At 59.8% G+C, this 25236-nt stretch carries 20 protein-coding genes and 5 pseudogenes; 4 read left to right on the forward strand and 21 right to left on the reverse strand.

Going from position 1 to position 25236, the window contains the following annotated elements; translation table 11 throughout:
- Positions 1-581: 581 nt before the first annotated feature.
- The 3 genes from LMTR13_RS25890 to LMTR13_RS25895 form a co-directional block, all read right to left on the reverse strand.
- On the reverse strand, positions 582-797 hold the full coding sequence (locus LMTR13_RS25890) for a hypothetical protein (RefSeq protein WP_065730258.1): 216 nt from the start codon (positions 795-797) through the stop codon (positions 582-584).
- 409 nt (positions 798-1206) lie between these two features.
- On the reverse strand, positions 1207-1344 hold the full coding sequence (locus LMTR13_RS43850) for a twin-arginine translocation signal domain-containing protein (RefSeq protein WP_083219224.1): 138 nt from the start codon (positions 1342-1344) through the stop codon (positions 1207-1209).
- A 709-nt stretch (positions 1345-2053) separates the two neighbouring features.
- Positions 2054-3226, reverse strand: a complete 1173-nt coding sequence (locus LMTR13_RS25895) for a M20 aminoacylase family protein (protein ID WP_065730259.1) — start codon at positions 3224-3226, stop codon at positions 2054-2056.
- Between the two features lie 812 nt (positions 3227-4038).
- On the opposite strand from LMTR13_RS25895, the gene LMTR13_RS25900 reads away from it, so the two are divergent.
- Entirely contained in the window at positions 4039-4956 is a 918-nt protein-coding gene (locus LMTR13_RS25900) for a DMT family transporter (RefSeq protein ID WP_065730260.1), read from the forward strand.
- A gap of 109 nt (positions 4957-5065) precedes the next feature.
- Here LMTR13_RS25900 and LMTR13_RS25905 read toward each other — a convergent pair whose 3' ends face one another.
- The 9 genes and pseudogenes from LMTR13_RS25905 to folD form a co-directional block, all read right to left on the reverse strand.
- A complete protein-coding gene (locus LMTR13_RS25905; protein ID WP_065730261.1) occupies positions 5066-5353 on the reverse strand; it encodes a hypothetical protein in 288 nt (95 codons plus the stop codon).
- A complete protein-coding gene (locus LMTR13_RS41210) occupies positions 5343-5486 on the reverse strand; it encodes a hypothetical protein (RefSeq protein ID WP_156795799.1) in 144 nt (47 codons plus the stop codon). The genes LMTR13_RS25905 and LMTR13_RS41210 overlap by 11 nt, the downstream gene beginning before the upstream one ends.
- Positions 5487-5498: 12 nt before the next feature.
- Positions 5499-6210, reverse strand: a pseudogene (locus tag LMTR13_RS25910) (electron transfer flavoprotein subunit alpha/FixB family protein).
- Positions 6210-6939: pseudogene (locus tag LMTR13_RS25915) on the reverse strand (electron transfer flavoprotein subunit beta/FixA family protein). The pseudogenes LMTR13_RS25910 and LMTR13_RS25915 overlap by 1 nt, the downstream one beginning before the upstream one ends.
- A 141-nt stretch (positions 6940-7080) precedes the next feature.
- Entirely contained in the window at positions 7081-7929 is an 849-nt protein-coding gene (purU, locus tag LMTR13_RS25920) for a formyltetrahydrofolate deformylase (protein WP_418219723.1), read from the reverse strand.
- A 76-nt stretch (positions 7930-8005) separates the two neighbouring features.
- Entirely contained in the window at positions 8006-10513 is a 2508-nt protein-coding gene (locus LMTR13_RS25925) for a GcvT family protein (protein ID WP_065730263.1), read from the reverse strand.
- A 692-nt stretch (positions 10514-11205) separates the two neighbouring features.
- Positions 11206-12243 (reverse strand): annotated as a pseudogene (leuB, locus tag LMTR13_RS25930) (3-isopropylmalate dehydrogenase).
- A gap of 221 nt (positions 12244-12464) precedes the next feature.
- Complete coding sequence (locus tag LMTR13_RS43190; protein WP_257784718.1) at positions 12465-12590, reverse strand: hypothetical protein; 126 nt, start codon at positions 12588-12590, stop codon at positions 12465-12467.
- Between the two features lie 126 nt (positions 12591-12716).
- Entirely contained in the window at positions 12717-13673 is a 957-nt protein-coding gene (gene folD / locus LMTR13_RS25935; protein WP_083219501.1) for a bifunctional methylenetetrahydrofolate dehydrogenase/methenyltetrahydrofolate cyclohydrolase FolD, read from the reverse strand.
- Positions 13674-13935: 262 nt separating this feature from the next.
- Between folD and LMTR13_RS41215 the strand changes: the two genes are divergently transcribed.
- Positions 13936-14112 (forward strand): hypothetical protein, encoded by a 177-nt coding sequence (locus LMTR13_RS41215; RefSeq protein ID WP_156795800.1) that lies wholly within the window; start codon positions 13936-13938, stop codon positions 14110-14112.
- A gap of 200 nt (positions 14113-14312) precedes the next feature.
- On the opposite strand, the gene LMTR13_RS42845 is transcribed toward LMTR13_RS41215, so the two are convergent.
- The 7 genes and pseudogenes from LMTR13_RS42845 to LMTR13_RS25970 form a co-directional block, all read right to left on the reverse strand.
- The gene (locus tag LMTR13_RS42845) at positions 14313-14702 is read right to left on the reverse strand and encodes an IS4 family transposase (protein WP_236843125.1); all 390 of its coding nucleotides are present in this window, start codon (positions 14700-14702) and stop codon (positions 14313-14315) included.
- Positions 14665-15174: a hypothetical protein gene (locus LMTR13_RS42850; protein ID WP_236843127.1), complete on the reverse strand. Its 510-nt coding sequence runs from the start codon at positions 15172-15174 to the stop codon at positions 14665-14667. The genes LMTR13_RS42845 and LMTR13_RS42850 overlap by 38 nt, the downstream gene beginning before the upstream one ends.
- The gene (locus tag LMTR13_RS42855; RefSeq protein WP_236843128.1) at positions 15110-15769 is read right to left on the reverse strand and encodes an IS4/Tn5 family transposase DNA-binding protein; all 660 of its coding nucleotides are present in this window, start codon (positions 15767-15769) and stop codon (positions 15110-15112) included. Before LMTR13_RS42855 ends, LMTR13_RS42850 begins: the two co-directional genes overlap by 65 nt.
- 1025 nt (positions 15770-16794) lie before the next feature.
- On the reverse strand, positions 16795-17316 hold the full coding sequence (locus LMTR13_RS25955; protein ID WP_065730265.1) for a DUF1993 domain-containing protein: 522 nt from the start codon (positions 17314-17316) through the stop codon (positions 16795-16797).
- 413 nt (positions 17317-17729) lie between these two features.
- The gene (locus LMTR13_RS25960) at positions 17730-18914 is read right to left on the reverse strand and encodes a M24 family metallopeptidase (protein WP_065730266.1); all 1185 of its coding nucleotides are present in this window, start codon (positions 18912-18914) and stop codon (positions 17730-17732) included.
- Between the two features lie 557 nt (positions 18915-19471).
- Positions 19472-20113: an aspartate/glutamate racemase family protein gene (locus LMTR13_RS41930; RefSeq protein WP_335622046.1), complete on the reverse strand. Its 642-nt coding sequence runs from the start codon at positions 20111-20113 to the stop codon at positions 19472-19474.
- Positions 20114-20444: 331 nt separating this feature from the next.
- A pseudogene (locus LMTR13_RS25970) lies at positions 20445-21095 on the reverse strand (transposase); the annotation flags it as partial.
- A 201-nt stretch (positions 21096-21296) separates the two neighbouring features.
- Between LMTR13_RS25970 and istA the strand changes: the two are divergent.
- Together istA and istB are read left to right on the forward strand one after the other, a co-directional pair.
- Positions 21297-22835, forward strand: a complete 1539-nt coding sequence (gene istA, locus LMTR13_RS25975; RefSeq protein ID WP_083219417.1) for an IS21 family transposase — start codon at positions 21297-21299, stop codon at positions 22833-22835.
- 11 nt (positions 22836-22846) lie between these two features.
- On the forward strand, positions 22847-23590 hold the full coding sequence (gene istB, locus LMTR13_RS25980) for an IS21-like element helper ATPase IstB (RefSeq protein ID WP_065727367.1): 744 nt from the start codon (positions 22847-22849) through the stop codon (positions 23588-23590).
- Between the two features lie 256 nt (positions 23591-23846).
- On the opposite strand, the pseudogene LMTR13_RS25985 reads toward istB, so the two are convergent.
- Together LMTR13_RS25985 and LMTR13_RS25990 are read right to left on the reverse strand one after the other, a co-directional pair.
- Positions 23847-24606: pseudogene (locus LMTR13_RS25985) on the reverse strand (transposase); the annotation flags it as partial.
- Between the two features lies 1 nt (position 24607).
- Positions 24608-24955: a DUF6788 family protein gene (locus LMTR13_RS25990; RefSeq protein WP_065730269.1), complete on the reverse strand. Its 348-nt coding sequence runs from the start codon at positions 24953-24955 to the stop codon at positions 24608-24610.
- Positions 24956-25236: the final 281 nt, after the last annotated feature.

Raw genomic sequence — 25236 nt, forward strand, 5'->3', positions numbered from 1 at the left:
AAGTGTCCGGGGAGAGCAGCGCCGTCGGGCATGCGTGGTGCGATCGATCCGATTCCTCGAATGAATGAGGTGGCGACAACTCTATGCCTCCTAAACAACCCGGGTTGCCGCGACTGTAAGATCTGACCAACTCTCAACGACGTAGTTGAGCCGGCACCCACCATGCCGAGAGAATAGAGCACTGATGAATGTTCGTTCGCTCCCACATACCGGAAATACTTCAACGGCGCGCAAATCTAGACCCCCCTCCGAAACACGCGCGATGGAGGGACGTGGGGTAACAAGCACCTAGCTAGCTTCGAATTATTTTGTTGACCCCGCTCGATTCGGGCACTGCGGTCTGCCATCCACTTTTGCCAATCAACTTCCTTTTTCAGAGCAACGCGCTCCGGCGAGTTGTATACAAGGCTCATTTGAATTTCCTCAGGCAACTTGACGTCCGTGGTCACTCCGATTCCAAGCGCCTGAGGTAGACCACTCATATCCTCATCGGAGAGCAACTGCTCCGCAAAGGCGTGTGCGGCTTCCGGATACTTCATGCCCTTGATCAGGTTGAAGTACGTGCTGATGGAGTAGAGGCCTTAAGGTGGAATAACGGTCACAATGGGAAAGCCCTTGGTGCGCAATTCGTGCGCCCGGCTGTCCCAGAACATGCCCGCGTAGACCTCTTCGGATTCAAACATCTGCAACTCCGCCACGGTTGACTGCGCGAGCGCGACGATATTCGGCTTCGCGGCCGCCAATACCTGGAACGCCGGCTCCATGTTCGAGATCGAGCCACCATTTTCGTCGGCCACGAAGAAGGTAGAGGCTCATGCTGTCCTGGACGGGGGTCGGAATGACCACGCGCCCTGCCAAATCGGAGCGGGCGATATCAGAGTATGTCGTTAGGGGCTGCTTGATGTACTTTGAATTGTAGACGGGGATCACGGTCGCCACGCTGTAAGGCACACCGTAGTCGCCGTATTCGCGGAACCCGGGAAGGATCCGCTTGAGGTTGGGAACGTCCGATGCCTAGATCTCTTCGATGACGCCGGCCTTAAGGAGTTCGACCATATATGCGCTATCGGCTTGAAAGAGGTCGTACGGAGATTGTCTTTGTTCGCGATGAGCTTGATGAGGCCAGCTGATTGAGTACCAGCGATGAATTGAACCTTTAGCCCGTATTTCTCCTCGAGCGGCGCGCCCACGCATTTTCTAAGCGCTTTATCGTAAAGGCCGCCGAATCCGTTTACGCGCAGCGTAACGCCAGCAAATCTTTTCGATTGAGCGTGCACATAGGGGTGCAGCCAGAGCACTGGCCACAGCCGCTGTCGTGAACTTTAGAAATGTTCGCCTTTTCATTTCCCGATCTCCTCCCTTTTATTGCTCCCAATGAAGATGGTACTGTTCTCGGCACTTGGAGAACAATTTCACCCTCTTTTGTGGTTGAGCGGGCCGAGAGCTGCTCGTCCAGAACACCGACTATCTCAAGATGCTCCAACCGAACTTCACAAAAATCAGTCTTCGCAGAGCATAAATTCTGCGTCTGATCGACGGAACGTGAAGCCTTTCAGTCAGAGGCCTTCGCGTCGGCGCGAGCGAGTCACGGGAGTGACACTAGCTTTGGAACGATCGAGCGGCAGGACAGCTTTGCTGTCAACGCCGATGAAGCCTCGTGAGCCGGTGTTCTTCCGGGAGCAACAGGCCCGGCGAATGAAGAGGTGAGTATTGCCGAAATGCCATCTAGACTTACTCGGTCTTCGAACCGCTTTGCGCAACGCGGTTCGAAAGCTAGCGTCGTTCCATTTGGCGCCCATCGAGTTTGCCCTCCATGAAAGGATAGCACATCGAAACTTCGACATCAGCGGGGGTCGCTCGCGTTCGAGAGTCCGAGAGAGCGTCGTGATCAGTGTGTCGATAGTGCTGAGGAGGTGCAACGGCAATCAGTTAATTGCGACCGGCCCAGACGCAGTTCGAAAAGAGGAGTGCACCTCCCCAGCGGGGGGAAGGAACACTCCTCGCGAATGTCGAACTTTGATCAAAGCTGCGGTTTACGCAATCGCAACCTACCTTAATTTCCGGCAGCCAGCGCCGTCTCGACCAAGTTAACCCAATACCCGATGCCGTAAGGTAGAGCTTCATCATTAAAGTCATATGCGGGATTGTGTAAGGCCGCGGTCGATCCGTTTCCAATGTAGATGATAGCGCCGGGCCGCGCCTGAAGCATGTAAGCGAAGTCCTCCGATGAGATCCGCGGACTCATCTTGTCGTTCACCGAGGCGGACCCTACGAGATTGCGGGCCACCCTAATCGCGAGATCAGTCTCCTCTGAGTGGTTGAAAGTGACGGGACAATCTCGCCGGTACTTCAACTCGACATCACCGCCCAATCCGCGTGCGATACCTTGGGCTGAAGCCAAGATCTGTCGTTCGGCGAAATCTCGCAGAGCCGGTGAAAATGTTCTGACAGTCCCTCCCATTTCGGCATGAGCGGGAACGATGTTGTAGGACGTTCCTGCGTTCAACTTGGTGATGGAAACAACGAGCGCCTCAAGCGGGTTCGTGTTACGCGAGACCAACGTTTGCAGGCCGACGATGACCTGTCCTGCAATAACAATTGGATCGATAGCCTCGTGCGGCCTGGCCGCGTGGCCGCCCTTGCCGGCCACAACGATGTCGAACTCGTCGAGCGATGCCAGAATTGGGCCATGGCAAATGCCGAATTTGCCGACCTCTATGCCGGGAGTATTGTGCATGCCAAAAACCTGCGAGATGCCAAAACGGTCCATTATTCCTTCCTGGACCATACTTAGCGCGCCCGATGGTAGCACTTCCTCCGCCGGCTGAAAGATCAAGGCAACTGAGCCCTTGAACTTACGCGTAGAGGCAAGGTATTTTGCGGCACCCAGCAGCATGGCTGTGTGACCGTCATGGCCACACCCGTGCATCTTGCCAGGCGTTTTCGACGACCATGGCTTGTTTGACTCTTCGAGTATCGGCAGAGCGTCCATGTCCGCCCTCAAGCCGATAGTCGGGCCTTCTCCGCCCTCGCCCTGTATCAATGCCACGATGCCGGTTTCCGCTATCCCGGTTTCGATGTCATTGATACCGAACGACGCCAGCTTCTCGGCTACGAATCCCGCCGTGTTGTGTAGCCGGTAGTCAAGCTCGGGGTTTTGATGGAGTAAGCGCCGCCACGTAGTTGCCTCGCTCTGCAAATCCCGGAACAGTTCAACGCTGCGCATAGACTCCCGACCTCCCAATCATTCCCAACAGAGCGCGCTTGCCCTGCTCGTATCAAGTCAGCAACTGCTCGCTTCGCATTAGATGCCTGAACTGCTTCCCACCGAGAGCAACGGGAACGCGCTAGGACGAGCGACAAGTTCAGCCGCCGACGAGGTGCCCACGCTTACCCTGCTAGAATCCGGTTGTCTTCCCCGCATTCTCGTTCCTTTTCGGTCACTGGAAAGTGGCGTTCTCGTGTAAAGTTTACCGAGCGCCAGATCCGAATTTGACCAATATGACGCACAGGTTAGCAGTAATCCTGCGCTTGCCCACAAAGCGCGACGCTTTTAACGCCACTGACGAACGCAACGCGCTCAAACTACGTGAGGCGATCGGAAGTTGCTAACCATCGACGCCTCGGCCGTTACTTTCGAGCGCCCCCGCCTTTCTCATTAGCTCCCGGGGCTACCCGGGTTCAAATGTCAATACCGACCGACCGGATCCGCTCAACTCAGGTGGTGCCTCACTCTGTCGATCCTTGGATCGCAGCAAAGCTTCGCAACCAACAAATAGGCGCAGCGTTCCTGCGAGCGGAATCATCACATTAGTAGAATCTGACTCCATATGATCGCTATTTGGAGCTTTGCGTGATCCCATCGCGAGTTTCTCCCGCTGCCGATTTAGTCCTGGCTCGGCTTGACCCAGCCGTCGGCGTGGCTGGCCAGGCACCGGGCCAACAACTGATGGCCGGTCGATCGTCTGGCCGGAGCAGTCGGCCTGTAGGCGGGCTAGCGCGCGCAAAACGGAAAAATTGGAAGAACGGGCGCTTTAAATGTTTATAGTTACAAGAATCTCGCCGCTTAGCGACGAACACTCCAGTCGTTTGGCCGGCATTGGCCTGATGCTCCTGGCAGTATTCGTGTTCTCCTGTGGCGATGCGATTGGAAAACTAATCGTCTCAACCTATTCGGTTGGTCAGTTGCTGTGGTTGCGAGCATGCGCCGCACTCCTACTGCTCGCCCCCATGATCTGGCGGAATAAGGAGCATTTCGCAAAGCTCGAGCGGCCGCGCCTCCAATTTGTTCGCGTTGTACTTTCAACGACCGAAGTCGCCTCGTTCTTTCTCGCCACGGTGTATCTGCCGTTAGCCGACGTTGTGACCTATTATCTTGCATGTCCGATCTTCGTCACCGCCTTATCAGCGATCGCACTGCGAGAGCAGGTCGGTTGGCGGCGCTGGAGCGCGATTCTAGTTGGCTTTGCCGGCGTCCTGATCGCGCTGGCCCCCTCGGTACAGAGCTTCAGCTGGCCGGGACTGATCGCTCTCTGCGGAAGCCTCTCTTTTGCCGGGTTGATGCTGATCACACGGCAGTTGCGAAGGACTCCCGATGTTGTGATCGTTACCTCGCAATTTGTTGGAACGTTCCTTCTGGGCGCGGTGCTCGCACCAATCGGATGGGTCACGCCGACCCCGCGAAGCCTCCTGCTATTCGTAGCGGCAGGGATGATCTCAGTGTGTGCGCTCTTGTGCGTGAGCCGCTCGCTGAAACTCGCGCCGGCGAGCGCCGTGGTGCCCTATCAGTATTCGCAGATCTTCTGGGCCGTGATCTTCGGCTTTGTCGTTTTCGGCGACGTGCCGTCGCTGGCAACGCTTGCGGGCGCTGCCATCATTACCGCCGCAGGGCTCTACATTTTTCTACGAGAGCGAAAGCTTGGCCGCGAGGAGCCGGCCGTGGGCACGCCGGGATGAGGATCGGCTCCTCTCAAGTAGCCGAGCTTGCGTCCGTGCGCGGGGCGGCCGTCGCATAGCCGCCCTGAGGGCCGAAAAGGATGACCCCCAAGTGTTGATCCGCGCTAAATTAAACGTCTCGAAGGCGTGCCGCACGCGTGCCGGTACGAACAGGAAGTCGCCCGGGCCAAACGGCACGCGGTCCACGCCGTGGTGGGAACACGCCGGTGCCGGCCACTACAGTATAAATCTCGTCCTGCTCGTGTGGCTGCTGGGTGTCGATCCAGCGTGAGGCGAACAGCTCAACCCAGAGGTCACCGCGCCTGAACAGAACCGTGAACGACTCGGGGCTCGCGGTCAGGAGGTCAGCCGCCTGCATCAACGCGAGGCGCAGCCGATCGTCGAGCTCAGGACACATCGAGGACCACCTTGACCCAGAGGACGATCAGTAAGGCGCCGATCAACCGATCGGTCGCGCGCGTCATGCGCTGGTAAGCGGCACGCATTGTCCCGGAGAAAAGGGCAAAAGACACGGGGGCGGCCTTGCCCATCCGATACTCCTCCTACCTCCCGAGTTCTTCGGTCAGTTCAGGAACCGCCTGATAGAGATCCGCGACCAGGCCGTAATCGGCAACCTGGAAGATCGGCGCGTCTTCATCCTTGTTGATCGCAACGATCACCTTGGAAACCTTCATGCCGGCGAGATGCTGGATCGCGCCGGAGATACCGATTGCGACATAAAATTCCGGTGCGACCACTTTGCCGGTCTGGCCGACCTGCCAGTCGCACCGGCGCACTGCCGCCCTCACCCGCAGCGGCAAAGGTCGAGGTCCGCACCGTGATGACCTTCTTGGCGTCCTTCGACTTCACCGTCTGGATCGCGTTGCCGGCGTAGACCGGCCGCTCGAACGTATCCGGCGAAACCACCTTGATGATCTCCGACACCTGCATCACGTCGAGCAGGGCGGCGACGTGCGGCATCACGTTCTTGAAGCGCGAGGTCGCAGGCGCGACGAAGGCATCATAACCAGAGGCCAGCGACACGAGCAGCGCGGCCAGCGGCTCGGCGAGATCATGGGCATAGGCCGCATTGTCCGCGAGCAGCACCTTCTTGACGCCGGCAAGCTTGGCTGCGGCATCGGCCGCACCCTTGGCGTTCTCGCCGGCGACCAGCACCTGCACGTCGGCGCCGAGCACAGCGGCTGCCGTCACCGTCTTGCTGGTCGCATCCTTGATCGACCCGTTGTCGTGTTCGGCAATCAATAGCGTCGTCATCAGAGAACCCCGGCTTCGGTCTTGAGTTTGGAAACGAGCTCAGCGACGTCCTTGACCTTGACGCCACCCTTGCGGCCGGGCGGTTCCGATGTCTTGAGCACTTCGAGATGCGGCGTGAGATCGACGCCGTAATCGGCGGCGCTCTTGTCGTCGATCGGCTTTTTCTTCGCCTTCATGATGTTGGGCAGCGACGCATAACGCGGCTCGTTCAGCCGCAGGTCGGTGGTGATGATCGCCGGTCCTTTCAGCTTCACAGTCCGCAGGCCGCCGTCGACCTCGCGTGTGACCTTGAAGTCGGAGCCTTCAACTTCGACCTTCGAGGCATGGCCTGCGACCAGCCCAACAGCGCGGCCAGCATCTGGCCGGTCTGGTTCGAATCGTCGTCGATCGCCTGCTTGCCCAGGATGATCGGGCCCCCGCCGCTCTTCCTCGGCGACCTTCTTCCAGCGGTTCGACATTGCCGTCGGCCTTCACCAGAAGGCCGCGATCGGTGCCCACGGCGAGACCGGTGCGGATCGTTTCCGACGCCTGCGCCGGACCAAATGGAGACCACCATGACCTCGGTGACCTTCCCGCCTTCCTTGAGGCGCAGCGCTTCCTCGACCGCGATTTCATCGAACGGGTTCATCGACATTTTGACGTTGGCGAGTTCAACGCCCGATCCATCGCTCTTGACGCGGACCTTGATGTTGCAATCGACCACCGCTTTACCGGCACTAATACCTTCATCGATCCTTTTTCATTTTGAGTCTGCTCCGACTCGCGCGGTTAACACAGGACTTACCTAGCTGCTCATGACCGACGCACACATATGCGCTTAGCACTGCGCCGCATGTCCCGGGGAATTCTGCTCCGCCAAGTCAGTGCTGCTCAGCCACTGAAGACTACCGTTTTTCTTCCATTTAGCACCACGCGATCCTCGAGGTGATGGCGCACAGCGCGGGCGAGTACGCGGCGTTCAATGTCGCGGCCTTTGCGGACCAGATCCTCCGGCGTGTCGCGATGTGAGATCCGCTCGACATCCTGCTCGATGATGGGGCCCTCGTCGAGATCGGAGGTCACATAATGTGCTGTCGCGCCGATCAACTTGACGCCTCGCTCGTGGGCCTGATGGTACGGCTTGGCGCCCTTGAAGCCTGGCAAGAAGGAGTGATGGATGTTAATGCAGCGCCCAGACAACTTGGCCGATAAACCGTCCGATAGAATCTGCATGTAACGCGCAAGGACGACGACATCCGTATGGGTTTCCTGCACGAGCTCCCAAATGCGGGACTCTTGCTCCATCTTTGTCTGCTTGGTGACAGGCAAGTGGTAAAATGGCAGTTCGGCTAAATCGGTGGAGGCCAAATGTTCGCGGGCGTGATTGGAAATGATGGCGGTCACCTCCATCGGCAGTTCGCCGATGCGCCAGCGATAAAGCAGATCGGCCAGACAGTGATCGAATTTTGAGACCAGCAGCATCACACGCTTCTTTGCACAGCTCTGCCGCAGAGTAAATTTCATCGCGAGAAGCTCCGCGAGCTCCGCGATTGATGCGCTGATTTCGGGCTCTGATTTCGCCCGCTCGCCGCGATCGAATACGACGCGCATGAAAAAGTGACCTGTCTCGGTATCGTCGAACTGCTGAGCGTCGAGAATGTTGCAACCAGCCTCGAACAGACGACTCGAGACGGCCGAAACGATGCCTGGACGATCAGGGCAGGACAACACGAGGATCATCGAACGATCAGACATAATAAACACACGCAGCGGCGGCCCTTCAGTAAACTGGGTGGAAAAAAAATGGAGATAAAGATCATTCCTTAGAGCGTGCTAGCAGCAGCTCCGGGGCAATGAGGTCTTCGGCCTTGCGCCACTCGCCCTTCACACGCGTGCGGTTTAAATCGTAGAAGGGGCGAAGAGATGCGATCGCTGCGTGTCTTTCGCCCGCGATCTCAATCTCAAAGGTGCCTTGAGCCAGCCATTCGGCACTCACCCCGGTCTCGGAGTGCACATACCCCATCCCAACGCCGCAGCCCAAAGTATGGCCGAAACCCGCGGAACGCAGGTAGCCGACGAGTGATCCATTGCGCCAGACAGGCTCTGTTCCGAACATGAGCGGCACCGCCTTCGGTGCTACCAGTTGAACAAGGCGCCTGCGCGGAACCAGCGCGCGCTGTGATTCGAGGACCGTCCGCCCGATGAAATCCTCTGCCTTTTTCCAGGCGACCGTGAATCCCAATCCCGATTCGAGCGGCGTGTCTTCATCACTGACGTCCGAGCCCCAGTCGCGGTATCCCGCCTCGAGGCGCAACGTGTTCAATGCTACGTAGCCAGCGTGACGCAGGCTGAGATCGCGTCCCGCAGCCACCAGCGCATCATAGATACCCAGCGCTTGTTCGACCGGGATGTGCAGCTCCCATCCGAGTTCCCCTACGAAGGTCATGCGGAAAGCGAAGGCCATACCATAGCCAATCTCGATTTCCCGGGCCGTCGCGAAGGGGAATGCGGCATCGGAAAAGTCCGCCGGGCTCACGCGCATGAGCAGCTCTCGGGAACGCGGCCCCATGACGGAGAGGCAAGCGTATCCCGACGACACGTCGGTAACGAACACGTGGCCCGCACCCTTGGCGTGCATTCGCAACCAAGCGAGATCCCGGATGCGCTGTACGGCCGCCGTAACCACCAGAAGCTCGTCGTCGCCCGTTCGTGCGATTGTGACGTCGGACTCCATGCCGCCTCGCTCGTTGAGCCACGGCGTGTACACGATGCGGCCTACGGGAACATCGACGTTGTTGGTCGACAGACGTTGAAGCAAAGCGAGGGCATCGCGCCCCTGCACCAGCAGATGCGCGAAGGACGTCTGATCAAACAGCGTGACCCCAGACCGAGTGGCCTCGTGTTCCGCACCGCTTGCCTTAAACCAATCGTCGCGACCAAATGTGGCGTGGGTGCTGGTCGGCGCCTCAGCACCACCAAACCATTGCGCCCGTTCCCACCCCGCGGCCTCGCCGAAGTTCGCGCCAGCCGCGGCAAGCCGATCGTGCAGCGGTGACACGCGCACGTCCCGCGCCGTCTCGGGTGACTTGTGAGGCCAATGCAGGGCCCAAAGATTGCCAACTGCCTCACCCGTTCGATCGCGCAAATATCGCCGATTGCGCTGGAACGGCATGGCTCGCCGTACGTCCATTTCCCAATAGTCACTGGCGGGGACGCCCGTCGACATCCACTCGGCCATCACTTTGCCAGCGCCACCAGAGGATTCGATGCCGCACGAATTGAACCCGGCAGCGACATAGAGGTTCGCAATGTCCGGTGCAGGTCCTAACAGGAATCGATTGTCCGGCGTAAAACTCTCCGGCCCGTTGAAGTTTAGCTGCAGTCCGACATTCTCCAGCGCCGGAATGCGCCGCATTGCATTGATGAGATAAGGCTCGATGTGCTCAAAGTCATCTGGCAGGGAATCAAAGCTGAAGTCGTGCGGAATCCCATCCATGCCCCATGGTTTGCCGCGGGTCTCGAAAAACCCGACCAGCAATTTGCCTGCGTCCGGCTTTGCGTAGAAATGCGCATCCATATCGCGAATGGTCGGAAGATCAGACGGCAAATCGGCGATAGCTTCTGTCACGACATAGAAATGCTCTGCCGCCTGCAGCGGTACCGTCCAATTGAGCTCGGCAGCCAAGGTCCGCGTCCACATTCCTGTGCAGATGACAACCTTTTCGGCACGCACGACGCCTTCCGCGGTCTCGACGCCGGCGATGCGCCCCTTTTCGACAATGATACGGGTCACTGGAGTGCGCTCGAGGATTTCGGCTCCGCCCTGCCGAGCGCCGGCCGCGAAAGCGCGTGCCGTATCCACCGGGCTGGTCATGCCATCAGACGGGATCCACGCTGCGCCAATAACATCGGCCACATCGAGCAAAGGCACACGTCTCTTGGCTTCAGCGGCGTCGATCATCTCGACTTCTAGGCCAAAGGAGCGCCCCATCGACGCGCCCCGCTTCAACTCCTCAAGTCGCGCAGGTGTGGCCGCGATGGTGATAGACCCGGATTGCCGGAAGCCTGTGGACTGACCCGTCAGGTTCTCGAGTTCATGAAATAATCCCGCGGTGTATTGGGCCAACTTTGCCATGTTCTCGTTGGCTCGAAGCTGGGTCACCAATCCCGCCGCGTGCCATGTGGTCCCGCAGGTGAGCTGGTCACGCTCAAGCAGGAGAACGTCGTGATGCCCAAGGCGCGTGAGATGAAAGGCAGTCGATAGACCGATGATGCCACCGCCGACGATGACGTATTCCGCATGGGAGGGCAGCTTGCTTTGCATTCGAGAACTCAACAATGGCTGGCGGGAGGTAAAGTAGATGCAGACCAGGGTCAGGTCATGAATGTCGTTGCGTTCGCGTTGGCATCGACTTCGTTTGGCTGAGCACGCGCCCACCATCGGGCGGCGCGATGCAGGAAAAGAGCAGCGCTTTGCCACCCGCGATCGGGATGTTGAGTGGCGAGATTGGTCGGCTGGCGCGTCACGCCACACTCGAAATTGGTGCCGTTTCCGCCGCGGATGCAATGAGCTATTCGCGCAAGGTGGGGCCCTTGGCGCCATACTTGCGCCCGAGGCTACTGACCACCGCATCATGCGCGATGGAGCGCGCGACGTGTACGGAAGCATACAAATTTCGATCCCCTCCTACACACGCTCGTTCCGTAACCTCGCCAGCCCGAAGCTGTATGCCTCGGCATATTATCGGCGGCTGGATCTGAATTTGTTTAATGTAGGCCCACCAACGCCGAAATTCTGCGCACGATCCCCCAAGCTTGAAGGTTTTACGTGCTCGATTGTGAGGCTGACGTGAAATATAAAATATGGCCGGGCATCGCCGGGCCGTGTGCGTTCCTGCACCGTCAAAGTGCTGCCCGCGACCCTCCACGCTTCCAGGATTGCGCGATGCAACAAGACCTCGGGATTCCAGTCCAATTCGATGGATGCTTCGTGTCGGGGAATGAGGGGCGCAGCAGTTATGCGTGCAGCCTCTGCAATTCCCTTAGATCGCTTCGCCCATCTGAGTGGTCGAGGCCGCGGTCGTACCTTGCGACTTCATATCGGCCGTACGGAGGCCGCTCGCCAGCACTGCCGCGATCGCGGCGTCGAGCTTGTCGGGCGCGCGCCCATATCAAAGGAGTGACGCAGCGCCATCCGAACGACGGGATCATCGCGATCGGATTGGCGAGGCACTTGCCGACAATGTCGGGCGCCGAGCCGTGCACCGGCTCATACAGCGCTTTGCGCTTCTTGCTCTTGACATCGACCTCGCCGAGGGAGGCCGAGGGCAGCATGCCGAGCGAGCCGGTTAGCATAGCCGCGATGTCGGAGAGCATGTCGCCGAACAGATTGTCGGTGACGATGACGTCAAACTGCTTCGGCCATTTCACCAGCATCATGCCGCCGGAATCGGCGAGCTGATGCTCGAGTGTGACGTCGGGATATTCGCGCTTGTGGACCTGGATCACGATCTCATTCCAGAGCACGCCGGATTTCATGACGTTGCGCTTTTCCATTGACGTCACCTTGTTGCGGCGCTTCTTGGCCAGATCAAAGGCGACCGGGGCGATGCGCTCGACCTCGTAGGTGTCGTAGACCTGGGTGTCGATGGTCGCGCTTCTGGCCGTTGCCGAGATCGGTGATGGTCTTCGGCTCGCCGAAATACACGCCGCCGGTGAGCTCGCGCACGATCATAATGTCGAGCCCTTCGACAGCTGCGCGCTTCAGGGTCGAGACGTCCGTAAGCGCCGGATAGCACACGGCGGGGCGCAGATTGGCAAACAGGGCGAGATCCTTGCGCAGCCGCAGCAGGTCGGCCTCCGGCCGAACCTCATAAGGCACGGCTCCCATTGGGGGCCACCGACCGCACCAAAAATCACGACATCGGCGTCCTTGGCTTTGGCCATGCCCGGAGATCGATCATAGGCGGCGCCGCCGACGAGCCCGCTGTCGGTCTCGAACTTGGCAATGCCGGGTGCATTGAGCCAATCGATCAGCCGCTTCACCTCGGCCATCACTTCGGGGCCAATGCCGTCACCGGGGAGCAGCAGGAGCTTGTGCGTCGGTCATGGTCTGGTCCTTGTCTATGAGGTCGGCCGGAGTGCTAGAGAGGCCCTGTAATTAGCAAGACACGTCGTTTTCCATTGGCCAGGTTGAGACAACGGGTGCGGGAGTGACTTAGGTCGAGGGGCCGCGGCCGCAGCCGTCGTGATCCGGCAATCTCAGCAAAATAGGATCAAGCGTTCGTCACACACCCGCCGATTTGTTGTTGTTTGACGGCCGTGCGCGCGAGTGCTTTCGATTGAAAAAGGCCATTGTCGTTGGTGTCCAGCCACGGCGCAAACGCGCCGACGACGAACATTTGTGCATTCTTCTGCTTGTGACGCGTTGACCGCTACGCTGGCATTGCCGCGTCGCCAATGACGGGCAGCAGCACTTGTCCAACACTAGGAGGACCCGCCAGATGGCGGTAACCTCCAGACGGCTTCTAACCTTCATGCTGTAGATTGACCCGAAGGGTCCGGCTTGGCACGCGCGGTCGAAAAATGTGGCGGTCCTCGGGATTCATCGCCAGCGACAGATCTCGTCGAGAAATTGCGGCACTAAGGGTATTCGCAAGCAAGTAAGCGACAGTCATTGGTCCGACACCGCCAGGGACCGGGGTTATATAGCTCGCACGCTTGCTCGCTTCAGCAAAAGCTACATCTCCAACTATCTTGGCAGTCCCGGTCGAATCAACCGCGCGATTGATACCGACATCAATGACAATTGTGCCTGGCTTGAGCCAATCGCCTCGAACCAGCCCAGCGCAACCGGCCGCAGCGACCACGATGTCGGCCCTTCGACAAAGCTCCGGCAGGTTTCTCGTCTGGAGCTGCGCACCGGTCACGGTGCATCCAGCATCACCGAGGAGAGTTGCGAGAGGTTTTCCGACGATATTCGAGCGACCAATCACGACGACGTCAAATCCGTTCAAGTCACTCACAACCGTGTTGATGAGATGGACAACGCCAAGCGGAGTGCAAGGAGCAAGAGCAGGTCGACCCGCTGCCAACCTTCCGACATTGTAGGGATGAAACCCGTCCACATCCTTCGCTGGATCGATGGCCTCCAGCACGCGCCAACGGTCAATGTGCACCGGCAACGGAAGCTGAACGAGAATACCATCGATGGAGTCGTCAGCGTTAAGCTCCTCGATCAGTTCCAATAGCTCAGCTTGCCCGACGTTGCTTGGCAACAAGAACTGCTTAGACTTGAAACCTACTTCCTGCGCTTGCCTGGCTTTCGTCTTCACGTAAACGGAACTGGCAGGGTCCTTTCCGACGAGCACGACGGCCAAGCCGGGGGTCACATTGCATTCGGCCTGGAGCAAGGCCACGTCGCGCGCGACGCGAGCTCGAAGAGCTTCTGCGATGACCTTTCCGTCAATTCGGACAGCATTCATGATGAATTCCTGAGGGAGCGATCGAGATAGCTTGGTGAGGCTACTCATCGGACCCATTGCTTGCATGTGGACATATAAAGGGTCCCGTCGCTAGCAACTGGGCCCTATGTCCTCTTCCCGTTCTTACAATCTCGCCAGTGACCCGGACAACGATACAGCACCCCGGTGCGGGTCCCGTCCCAGCACCGAGCCCGCTATAGTGCTTCGCCGGATATGCCAAATGTAACCTGAATTCTAGCTTGATTGGTGCAAGGAGCGGCGAATGGACGATGAAATCCCGCGTTTCGGCCCGCCTTCCGGCGGATTCCAACTGTTTGGGGATGAACTGTGCACAGCATCAGCGCTTCGCGGCGCCAGCGCTTGCGAGGTCAAAGGGGCGCCTCAGCTTTGCGTCCATACCGCTGCGGGCGTGGTGAATAACATTCAACTGGATTTGTGAAACTGAGCGCGCGAGTTCAGAAAAAGACCTTTACCGGCGTTCTTGCCCCCTAACGCAAGACGCCGTTACCCGGCCGCAGAGTGCCTGCCGATCGTCGACGTGCTTCGTTGTACGGTCTAGGTGTGCTGCCTTGCAGCAGCTCTTTTCGGCTCTTAAGAGCGAAGAAACTAGAAACTTACCGTAAGCCTCCGGTGATGCTTTCAATTACCCACAAATTCTCCTCCGACCATGGCGCCCAGCGCGATGTCGGTGAGGCGTGACAGCCCGCGCCACATAACGGTATTGCCGGGCGGCGGATCGCTGGCGCGGGCGAGATAACCGCCGAGCCGGGCGATCTTGATCAGATAGTGCGAGAACGTTTTCTGTCTTGCTTTTGGTTTGTCGTTGACGAGGCGATCGAGCACGCCGATTTCAGTCGCAGTCAACGCGAGGGTTGGCGGCGCGTCTGGGACGGAACGGTTGAGCATCGTCATCCAGAAGACCCGCCAACTCAGGATGCAAAAGAGCGAGATCAGGTTGGTCAGACGCTGGGCGGTCCTGAGCTTCGACTCCTCAGCTTTGCAGCCCGATTTGAGGATCTTGTGGAACACCTCGATCTTCCATCTCAAGCCATACCCATTCGAGCTTCTCAATGGCGTCGGTGCGGGAACCAACAGGCAGGTCGGTGACCAGCTTCCAATCGATCTTCTTTCTGTTTTTCGGCGTCCCGCGCTCTTCGGCATGGATCACCGTCAGGGTCAGAGCGGGATAGCGCTTCTGCTTTCCGATCGGCGGCAGGACGCGTATCTTGCGATACCTGATCTCAAGAACGGCCTGGTAGCGATCGCCGTTGCTGTCTCTGACTTCGATGCGATGGAGCCCTTCGGCGACCTCGTCCATTTCGTCGGCGATCGTGTGATCCCCGTCTCCAGCCAAGCGGTCGACGCAGGTCCTGATCAGGAAATGAGTTCCGATCTCCTGTGCTGCGCAGAAAAGCTCGTGGATGTCACTCTCGCGATCACCGATATGGATGCATCGTCCCGGATGATCCAACAGTTGCGTAGACTGCTTGAGATTTTCCAACCACCGGACGCTTTCCTTTTTTCTCGATGGGAATCCGGGTCGGATTGATCTTCTTTTTAAGCGCTGCCGTCCCCTTGAATTTCTTCCGGGTCCAGAACTTAACGGCCGCCAACCCCAGCGGCCCCCCCTCGATTGTAACCGCGAGGCTCGAATGCATCAGGATGCCGCAAACCGTGTGCGATCTGAGGCGACCCGCCTTATCCCGTCCACTGTTGATGCTCTTGGTGATGCCGATCGCTTCTGACTTCTCGCGTTGATAGCTGAACTCGGTTGTATCGTGTAGCACAAGAACGAGACCTTCAGTGGCGGCGGCACGATCACGTGTCGATTGGAAATGGCCGGCCAGAATGTCCGCTTCGCTGACCCGGTCATTAGAGAAGAAGCGGTAGGCTGCCTTGGTATTCGCCCAATCCTGGCAGACGAGCGGAATGCTTTGTCCCATGGCGCTTCCAATCTGCGTGAGCAGTTTGCGGAATCTGTCGCCGAGCCGCGCGTCCCTAAACTCGCATCCACTACTCTCTCGATCAATCCAACATTCGCCCTCCAGGGATCGCAAACAGCCTTTTGCCGGTCGATCCCTTAATGTCTGCCCCATAGAGCACCCCCTCGCGAATCAGGTGCTCAGAAAGGAATCACAAGTGATTCTTTCGATTCAAGATCTCGCCGATCAGCGGATCAGCCCGAGTGGTCACAGTTATGGGTAATTGAAAGCATCACCGGACGGTTACAACTTACCTCGCGAACTCAGAGAAGCATCGCCGGGCATGGGCGCGGCGATGTGGGCGGCATTGCCACTCTCCGCCTTCCGACGCACTTGGCCGCCGGCTGCCGCAGCCCGATCAGGAACTGTGATCACCCGCGGCTGGCCATTCAATTCGAAAAAGAGCTCGACCTAGCCGTCATCGCGCGTCTCGCCGACCGCATTGGGCCGCATTGCGACGGACGCGTATGCAATCGCACGGTCAAGCAAGTTGGCCGGACGGCGTTGACCAGCGCTCCGACGATGTGGCCTTAGCAAGCCTGCGGGCCGCTTCCTTCCGCGAGAGATCTTCCGCTAACCGCCCAACAGATTCCGCAGAGTGCGTAGCAAGCAACCCCAGATCTTACCGAATCCCGGACTGTTTCTTGTGTGCGTAATAGGCTTGCCGTCACTGCTCTTCTGCGTGCCGGCCGGTCCAAGCACCCGCCCACTGAAGCCGGTGCCGATCTCGTTGGATAGTTTGCAACGGCCGTCTCGCAGTAACGCATGCAGAATGTCTTCGGACCGGGCGTCCTTCCGCTCACCAGAATGAAGCTCATGTGGCGCCTGCTAATGCGAAGCAGTACACGGCGTCAAACGATTTTGACAGGTTCGGCGGCGGAGCACTTAAAGGATTTCTGCCATCGGGATTATCCCTATTCCGCTCCACCTTCCGCGCGAACGGGCGAAAGATCGCGCTCTCGACTCTTGCCCTGTCACGATCCTGTGCCGCTTGCCGTAGTAAGTGTAACCGCCAACGAGCCGGCCGCGCTTGCCCTTGACCAGCCGCATCATGACGGCACCCGCTATGAGCAGCGAAGGCACACCCGAAAATAAGTTTGTGCCATCTTAGAATTGGCAGATGCACCCCGACAACCACCTCACGTCTTCAGCTTCAGCCGCCCCATGAAATCGCGCTTGCCGAGCGGCACGCCCTTGTGTCGCAGGATGTCGTAGGCCGTGGTGGCGTGGAAGAAGAAGTTCGGCAGCGAGAACGACATCAGGAAACCCTCCGCCGTGAACGGCAGCGCGCGGTCGCTGAGCTTGAACGTGACCTCACGGCCGATGAGGCCGTTCACGGCCTCGGGTGTCAGCGCCGCAAGTTCGTCGCGCGCGTCCTTCACCTGCGCCTGCAGGCCTGCATAGTCGATGCCGGGCGGCGCTTTCGGCGGAACGAACACACCGTTCTTCGCAGCGTCGATCGCACCACGCGAGTGATGGGTGACTGACGCGATCTGGAAAGTCAGCGGCAGCATGTCGGGTGCAAGTCGCGCATCGATAATGTCGGCGAGATCGACACCCTTCTCGCGAAAATGCGCGGCGCCCTTCTCGAGGACACCGCCGACCGCCCCGAGGATCTGCAGGTAATTCGCAACGCTTGCGTCGTAGAGCGTAAAGGCCATCGCAGTAACCTCCCCTTTCACAGCGTTTCAATGCACTCAACCTTAAACTAAACTCTGTCCGGTCCTCGCTGCCATGTACTAAGCCGCTCGCAACCAGCTTACGCTGACCACCCTGCGACGACAAAATGGTCCTCTCTTAGTTTGTTGGCATCGTAGGTAACGATTCCAACTTTGCCTCCGTGGGGAAGAGTTTTGGCGACAAAAGGCACGAGCAGCAGGCTGGAGAGTGCAATTGGGATTGAACCTGCCGCGGCAACCTCCGCCTGATATATGTGCGCAAATCCGCAGTTCGCTATTAATCGGCTCATTTTCGAGCTCTAGAATGCCCAATGTCCTTTTTGACCATTTGAATTATCCCGCAGGCTTTGATCCGTGACGTGGTCAGTCGGCACACTTTCTTTGATCGCGTCCAACTAAAGTTGGAAAAGTTGACGTGGCGCACGCGTCAACACTTCAACGCCGGAGTCGGTCACGCAGATCGTTTCGCTAATCTCATAACCAAACTCCTCTTCTACCCAGTTGCCCATCATCAAGTGGAAGGTCATGTTCGGCTTTAGCTCTGTTATGTCACCAATTCCGAAGCTTGCTGTCGGCTCTATCCATGCCGAAGTCTGACTCTCAATACCGATAGCGTAGCCGCAACGCGACTCCTTCTTGAACCCATGTTTTTCGATCGCGCGATAGACGACTTCGGCGACGTCGCTGCACGTGCGTCCGGGCCGGATGACGTTCAGCGCAGCTTCAATACCGGCAGCATGCGCCTCATGTAGGCGGAGCAGGCGGTCGGACGGAGCGCCAATCGTAAAGCTGCGCATTAGCGCAGCCATATACTGGTGGCGATTGCCACTCACTTCCATATCGATCTGGGAGCCGTCACGAAAGACGTCCTCGCTCCACAGAATGTGGGGCGTGCAGACGCGCGGCGAGGATTTCATCAAGAGCGGGCGCAGTCCCGTCGCGGGTGGCACGCCTGCTGCACCGCGAACCTGCGCGGTCATGATCTCGACCGCGGCGTCGGCTTCCCGCACGCCAGGCCGAATTACTTCGGCCGCCCGCATGACAGCGGCATCAGCGAGGGCAGCAGCTTGCCGCATCACCTCCACCTCCAGATCGGACTTAACTCCCCGGATCCAGTCTACAGCTTTAGTGCAGTCTACGATATCCGCATTCGGCAATCGTGCTTTGAACTTCTCTGCCGCCTGCGCGGTCAGGTTGCCCAGTTCTAAGCCTATTCCCCGGCTTGCAACACCGAGGTCGTGGATAAAATCGATCACCGCGTCAAAGCCATCTCTGTCGTGCTTTCCGACGTAGCTTTCCGAGTAACCGATCACCTTGTCATGCGACAGGAACGATTGATGAAAGGCTCCGGGCGCACACATGCGACGTACGATGAGGGTCGGCTCCTCTTCGCGGGTTGAAACCACAAGCGCGTGCATGGCAAGCATCCGGGTGAAATTACCGGTCAGGTAAGTGATGTTGGCCCAACTGTTGATGACAAGCGCATCAACGTTGCGCCGCGCCATTTCTGATTTAACTAGGGCAAGGCGGCGAAGGTACTCTGACCTGGGAAACGCCTGCGGTGCTTTGCCAATTGCCATTGTCTTGGCTCCGTCGGTCTGCTTGTTGCTGAAATCGCGAAGATTATGAGTTCGGCGTGCTCGCCAGATCGCGCGGACCCCACCGGCCTGCCTGGAATACTGGAGCACATGAATGTTACCGGTCCACAGAAACGGAATTCATCGATATAGAGGCCCATGCGGAAGAAATTCCGCGTATACGGACAGAACGTGGAGCTTTCAAGCCCTTTACACCGCCGCGAGGGACGCCGGCGCCACCGCCGGAAAAATTTCCCGTTTGGGCGAGGTACACCTCCCGCCAGGTTGTCGGCAAAGGCACATACCTGGCTCGATGTTGAATGAGTCGGCATTGTAGCCGGTCAGATATTCAGGTTAAGAGGCGCTGAGACGAGTAGTCGATTGATCGCTCGCTCGGCCGCCCCGTTCTTACCGCCGCCAAGCGGGCTGCGGATTTAGCTCAAGCCTAGCCGTTTACTAGGCATGAACGTTATTGCCAGGCGGCGCCTCTGCGTGAGTATGGGTGCCGGGCAGCCCGCGCCGTGTTCGGGCCGATGACTACTGCCGACACACAACAGCCCTTAGGCAATCGATGCCATCATCAATCGCGAAAGGTTCGTGATGTCGTAGACGGGCAGTTTGGTGGCACGCCGCATCAACGGGGCGACTAACGGGAACGCCGTGCATTCGCACAGAATGGCTGCAACGTCCGGATGCGCGCCATGAACTCGCGCAACGCAGGCCATGACATCCGTCTGAAGAGCGTCAACGTCAGGCGGTGGTAAGGGACGCTTCATCGCATCCTCCAAGTACTTACCACCTTCAATGCCGTCTACGACGATTCTTGCGCGCTCGACCGGATCCTCTACTCCGAGCATGTCCTCGCCGCAATGCCGCGAGTCAGCCGTCAGGACTGCAAGTTTAGCCGCGGGCGGCAGCTGACGAAGTAAGTTAGGTATCAAGAGAAGGCTCGACAGCGCCACGGGGACATTCACTGCCGCGGCGACGGCCGGTTGGTGTCGGATAAAGAAGCCGCAGTTTGCGGTTATTGCGACGGCGCCTTGATCAATCAACCGCCGGGCGGCTGCGATGCAAGCCGGCTCAAGCGATGGGTTGCCAGGGAGGACGATATCCGTCCAAGCCCCTGCGACAGTCTCCAATATGATCGGGAAATCGAAGGTAGTTGGATTGATCAGCGAGCCTGGCAGTATCGGCCGCTCCACGCCGGGAGGCAGCCCGCGTTCGAGGTCCAGTATTCCGAGAGAGCGTGGGGCCTGAGATGTCACAGATACGCCGGTCCGGGAGAGCGCGGGGGGGTCTCCAATAACGCCAATATGTATAGACTATGCTGAATGCCGGATTCCTCTGGAATCGGGGATTTTGTGCCGAAACTCTCCACCGAAACGAAATATGCGGCGCTTCGCTGCAATCGTGGGCTAACTACTTTCCGGCGCAAAAATCGCTGCTCTGACGGGCGCGGGTCAACCACGCAGACAACGAGAAGCCCCGCCGGGGGGCGGGGCGATGCGATGCCAGGATTGCGCTGGAAGTGGGCTACGTTTTTGGTGACCGTTCTTCCATCACGCGACCGATGCTCATGAGGTTGTCGGCGACAACGCCGAGCCCGACCCAGCGCTTCATTCCGGTGCTGCCTTTGTAGCGGCAGCGATCGAGCCCGTGCCGCCGTTTGGCCACGCTGATGCGCCCCTCGCATCCGGTCCGCCATTTCTGGCCGTTGCGGAACCACCGCTTCTTCTGCTCGCGCTTGCGCGCGACGCTTTTGGTGGAGCGATTGGGGATGCAGACGCGTTTGACGCCGCTCGCCTTTGCCGCGGCTTCATTCCTGGCGGAGTAGAACCCGGCGTCTGCCGCGACCAGACGTGGAGTGCGGCCGAGCTTGGCTTGGTGGATTTCGATGGCCGGAACCAACAGGTCCGAATCGCTCGGCCGCCGATCATAGACTTCGTAGTCGATCACGATCTGGTTTTCGGCTTCCTGCAGCTTGACCATCTTGCCGAACTCGTTGGGCTTGCCGGCCTTGCCCTTGCGAATGATCTCGGTCGAGGGCTCGAACACGCTGAAGAGCTTGTCCTCTGCCCGCGTGTTGCCGCGGAAGATGCGTTCCCGTGTCTGCCGCATCACCTGCCGCACGAGCGGTATCATCGTTTCCAGCTCCTGCCGCAAGCCTTGCAGCGCCAGCCGTTGCTGATTCCGCTCGATGTCGCCCACGATTCCGGAATGATCTCGCCCACCGTTCCGATTTGACGTCGCCCGCCATTCCGAGATGATCTCGCCCACCATTCCGGGATGATGTCGCCCGGGGTGACGAGGCCTCTTCTGGCTCCGCTACGGTCCCGCCTTTCGGCTTTGCAAGGGGGGACCAGGATGCCGACGGAGAGGCTTGCGATGCGCCATGTGCGCGATGTGATCAGATTGAAGTCGGCCGGGATGCCGACCCGCGAGATCGCGCGGCGGGTCGGGGCGGCGCCCTCGACGGTGCGGCTGACGATCCGGCGGTTCGAGGCATCGGGGCTGACCTGGCCGTTGCCCGATGACGTCACCGACACGGTGCTGGAAGCGCGGCTGTTCGCGGCAGCGGGAGCCGGTCCTGGCACCCGGCGCGGCCAGCGACGTCTCGCCGAGCCGGACTGGGCGTCGGTGCATCGCGAGCTCAAGCGCAAGCACGTGACGCTGTCGATCCTGTGGGAGGAGTACATCGCAAGCGAGCCCGGCGGGTATCGCTATTCGCGGTTCTGCGAGCTTTACCGCGCCTGGGAAGGCCGGTTGTCGGTGACGATGCGCCAGTCGCATGCAGCCGGCGACAAGCTGTTCGTCGACTATGCGGGCGACGGCGTGCCGGTGGTGATCGACCGGCTCACCGGCGAGCGGCGCACCGCGCAGATCTTCGTCGCGGTGCTCGGCGCGTCGAGCTTCACCTATGCACAGGCGACTTGGACGCAGGGGCTCGCCGACTGGATCAGCGGCCACGTCGGCGCCTTCGAGGCGATCGGCGGCGTGCCGGCGCTGCTGGTGCCGGACAACACCAAAGTGGCGGTGATCAAGGCCTGCCTCTACGATCCGCGGATCAACCGCAGCTACGCCGACATGGCGGCGCATTACGGCACCGCCATCCTGCCGGCGAGGCCGCGACGGCCACGGGACAAGGCGAAGGTCGAACAGGCGGTCCTCATGGTCGAGCGCTGGCTGCTCGGGCGGCTGCGCCACCGCACGTTCTACAGCCTCGCCGAGGTCAACGCGGCGATCGCCGAGTTGCTGACCCGGCTCAACGAGGAGCGGCCGATCCGGCGGCTCGGCGTGACCCGTCGCAAGCTATTGGAGGAGATCGACCGGCCGGCACTCCAGGCCTTGCCGGAGAGCCCTTATGTGTTCGCCGAGTGGCGGATCTGCCGGGTCAGCATCGACTATCACGTCGAGGTCGAGGCGCATTACTACAGCGTCCCGCATCGCTTCGTCCGCGCCGAGGTCGAGGTGCGCTTCACCGCCCGCACCGTCGAGATTTTCCACAAGGGCGAGCGGATCGCCGCGCATCAGCGCATGAGCGGCAACCACAAGCACACGACCGTGCCGGAGCATATGGCATCCAGTCATCGGCGCCATGCCGGCTGGACCATCGAGCGCATCCGCAAGGAGGCCGCCGCGATCGGGCCGGCCACCGCGGCGCTGTGCGATCTGATCCTCGACGAGCGCGCGCATCCGGAACAGGGCTTCCGCGCCTGTCTCGGCATCATCCGGCTCGCTCGATCCTACGGGCAAGAGCGGCTCGATGCCGCCGCCATGCGGGCGATCGAGATCGGCGCGCGCACCTACGGCTCGGTCAAGTCGATCCTCGCCAACAATCTCGATCGGCGTCCTTCCCCCAGGCGCTCCGCGGATGACGCGCCGATCCTGCATTCCAACATCCGCGGGCCGCGCTACTACAATTAGGAGATCCCATCTTGCTCACCCATCCGACCCTCGATCAGCTCCACGCACTCGGCCTTCACGGCATGGCCAAGGCCTTCGCCGACATCGAAGCCGGCGGCGACGCCACGAGCCTCGGCCACGCCGAATGGCTCGCGCTCCTGCTCGAACGCGAAGCGTCACTGCGACGCGACAAGCGGCTGTCGAAGCGGCTGCAATATGCCAAGCTGCGCCAGCAGGCCTGCGTCGAGGACATCGACTACCGCACCCCGCGCGGCCTCGACCGCAGCCTCCTGACGATGCTGGTCGAAGGCCAATGGATCGATGACCACGCCAACCTGCTGATCTGCGGGCCCTCCGGTGTTGGCAAGAGCTGGATCGCCTCGGCGCTCGGCAACAAGGCCTGCCGCGACAATCGCTCCGTGCTTTATCAGCGCGTCCCGCGGCTGTTCAGCGATCTCGCTTTGGCGCGCGGCGACGGCCGCCATCCCCGTCTGCTGCGTGCGCTGGGCCGTGTCGATCTCCTCATCCTCGACGACTGGGGCCTCGAGCCGCTCGACGCAGCAGCCCGCCACGACCTCCTGGAGATCCTTGAGGATCGCTACGGCCGCCGCTCCACCATCGTCACCAGCCAGCTCCCCGTCGACCAATGGCACGCGCTGATCGGCGACCCCACCTACGCCGACGCCGTCCTCGATCGCCTGGTCCATAACGCCCACCGGATCGATCTGAACGGCGAGAGCATGCGGCGAACCCGCAAACCCAGCCGAAAGGCCTGAGCAAGTGGCGCTGTGGACATGCCGCTGCGCTTGGACAACGCAAGCGCGTTGCCCACATGCCCACAGAACAGCAGACGAAGAAGACCCTCAAGCCGCGATTCAAGGTTGACCCCGCGGCTTGCCCGATGCCAGAAAACTGACAGCCAGAACGCCTCGCGCCCCGGGCGACATCAAATCGGAATGGTGGGCGAGATCATCTCGGAATCCCGGGCGAGATCAAATCGGTACACCCGGGCGAGATCATCGGAATCCGCACCAGCCGTTTCAAGATGCCCCTGGCCCGCTTCACGCCCGCGGAGATCTCATAGGAGAAGCGCTTCGCTTGCCCCACCACACGGCTCGTCGAGTTCAACAGCCGCCGGTAGCCTTGCTTGAGCTTCTCGTGATTGAGCGGTCCTTTGGCACGCGCGGTTCGCGAGACATCGAGCAGGCGCAGTTTTACGCTTCGCGTTCGATCACGCAGTTTGGTTCCGGCCGTGCCCACGATCTTGGTGACCTTCTTCATTGTGCGGATCAACACTCTAACCCCGTCGCCCAGCAACGTGCTGTCGGTCGGGTAGTGGATGTTGGTCTCCACCACCGTCGTATCCACGCGCATCCTGCGTCCCTGCGTCACCCCTTGTTCCTGCGCGACTTGCACAATCCGGTCGTGGATCTGCTTGATTGTCTCCGGATCCACAGCCAAGCCCCAGCGCCCCATCGTCTTCGCGTCCGGCGTCTTGCCGCCGCCCACCCGGGAGAAGTCGCGATACACCAGATTGGCGCGCACTTCGCGCTCCAGCACCTGATAGCTCCAGTTGCGAACGTGCTTGAGGATCAACAATCGCAACACCACTTCGGCCGGCGCGCCCAGCCGGCCACGACTGCGGCTCTTGGGATACCGTCTCGCCAGCGCCTCGTATACCGCGCCTACGATCTGTTCATCCGCGAGAACCCGGTCGGCATGCGTCATCCAACCTTCGCGGAGATCGCTCACTTCTCCCGCCGTCGCCGAAGCTCAGTTGCGCTCTGCGTATCTCAATCACGCTTCTTCCTCCCACCCCGCGGCACCGCCGCATCAGGGCCCAGCAGATCGTGATTGAACTCGCAGATCGCTTCGATCGCTTCTTTCAGCTTCTGATAGTTGTCCAGCCAACGGCGCACTTCGGCAACGCGTTCACGGCGCACGCTGAACTGGCGTACGCGTCCGCCCCCATAGCTCACCGTCAGCACGTGCACCTGATGCCCTTCGCCGCGCGCGCACTTCGGGCAGCCGCTCTTGTGACGAACAGTGCGCTCCAGCAGCGAACCGCGCAGTAGCTCGCCGGTAACCGGCAGCTTGCCGACAAGCTTCTCGCGCGTTTGAAGGCTTCGATCACGAATCATTCATAAGAATGAATCAGTGCCGCCGCCTCCCGTCAACGGCCAATCCGTGCGACCTTGCAGTTTTCGCTCCGCAACGCCACTCTCGGAACACTCCAAGCCGAGCGATTTTTGCGCCGGAAAGTAACTAGACGAAGCTGCTCCCGAGAGACGGTCCAGGCCTGGGAGCGATCGCGCAATATCGCCCGCTCAGATCATTGACGTGGCTCGGCGCGAGCCATCAGAGCTGAGGTTCAGGAGGTCCATCAACTTGGAGTCGAACGGCCACGAGGTTTGGGCGCTCG

This window comes from Bradyrhizobium icense (assembly GCF_001693385.1).
Lineage (GTDB): Bacteria > Pseudomonadota > Alphaproteobacteria > Rhizobiales > Xanthobacteraceae > Bradyrhizobium > Bradyrhizobium icense.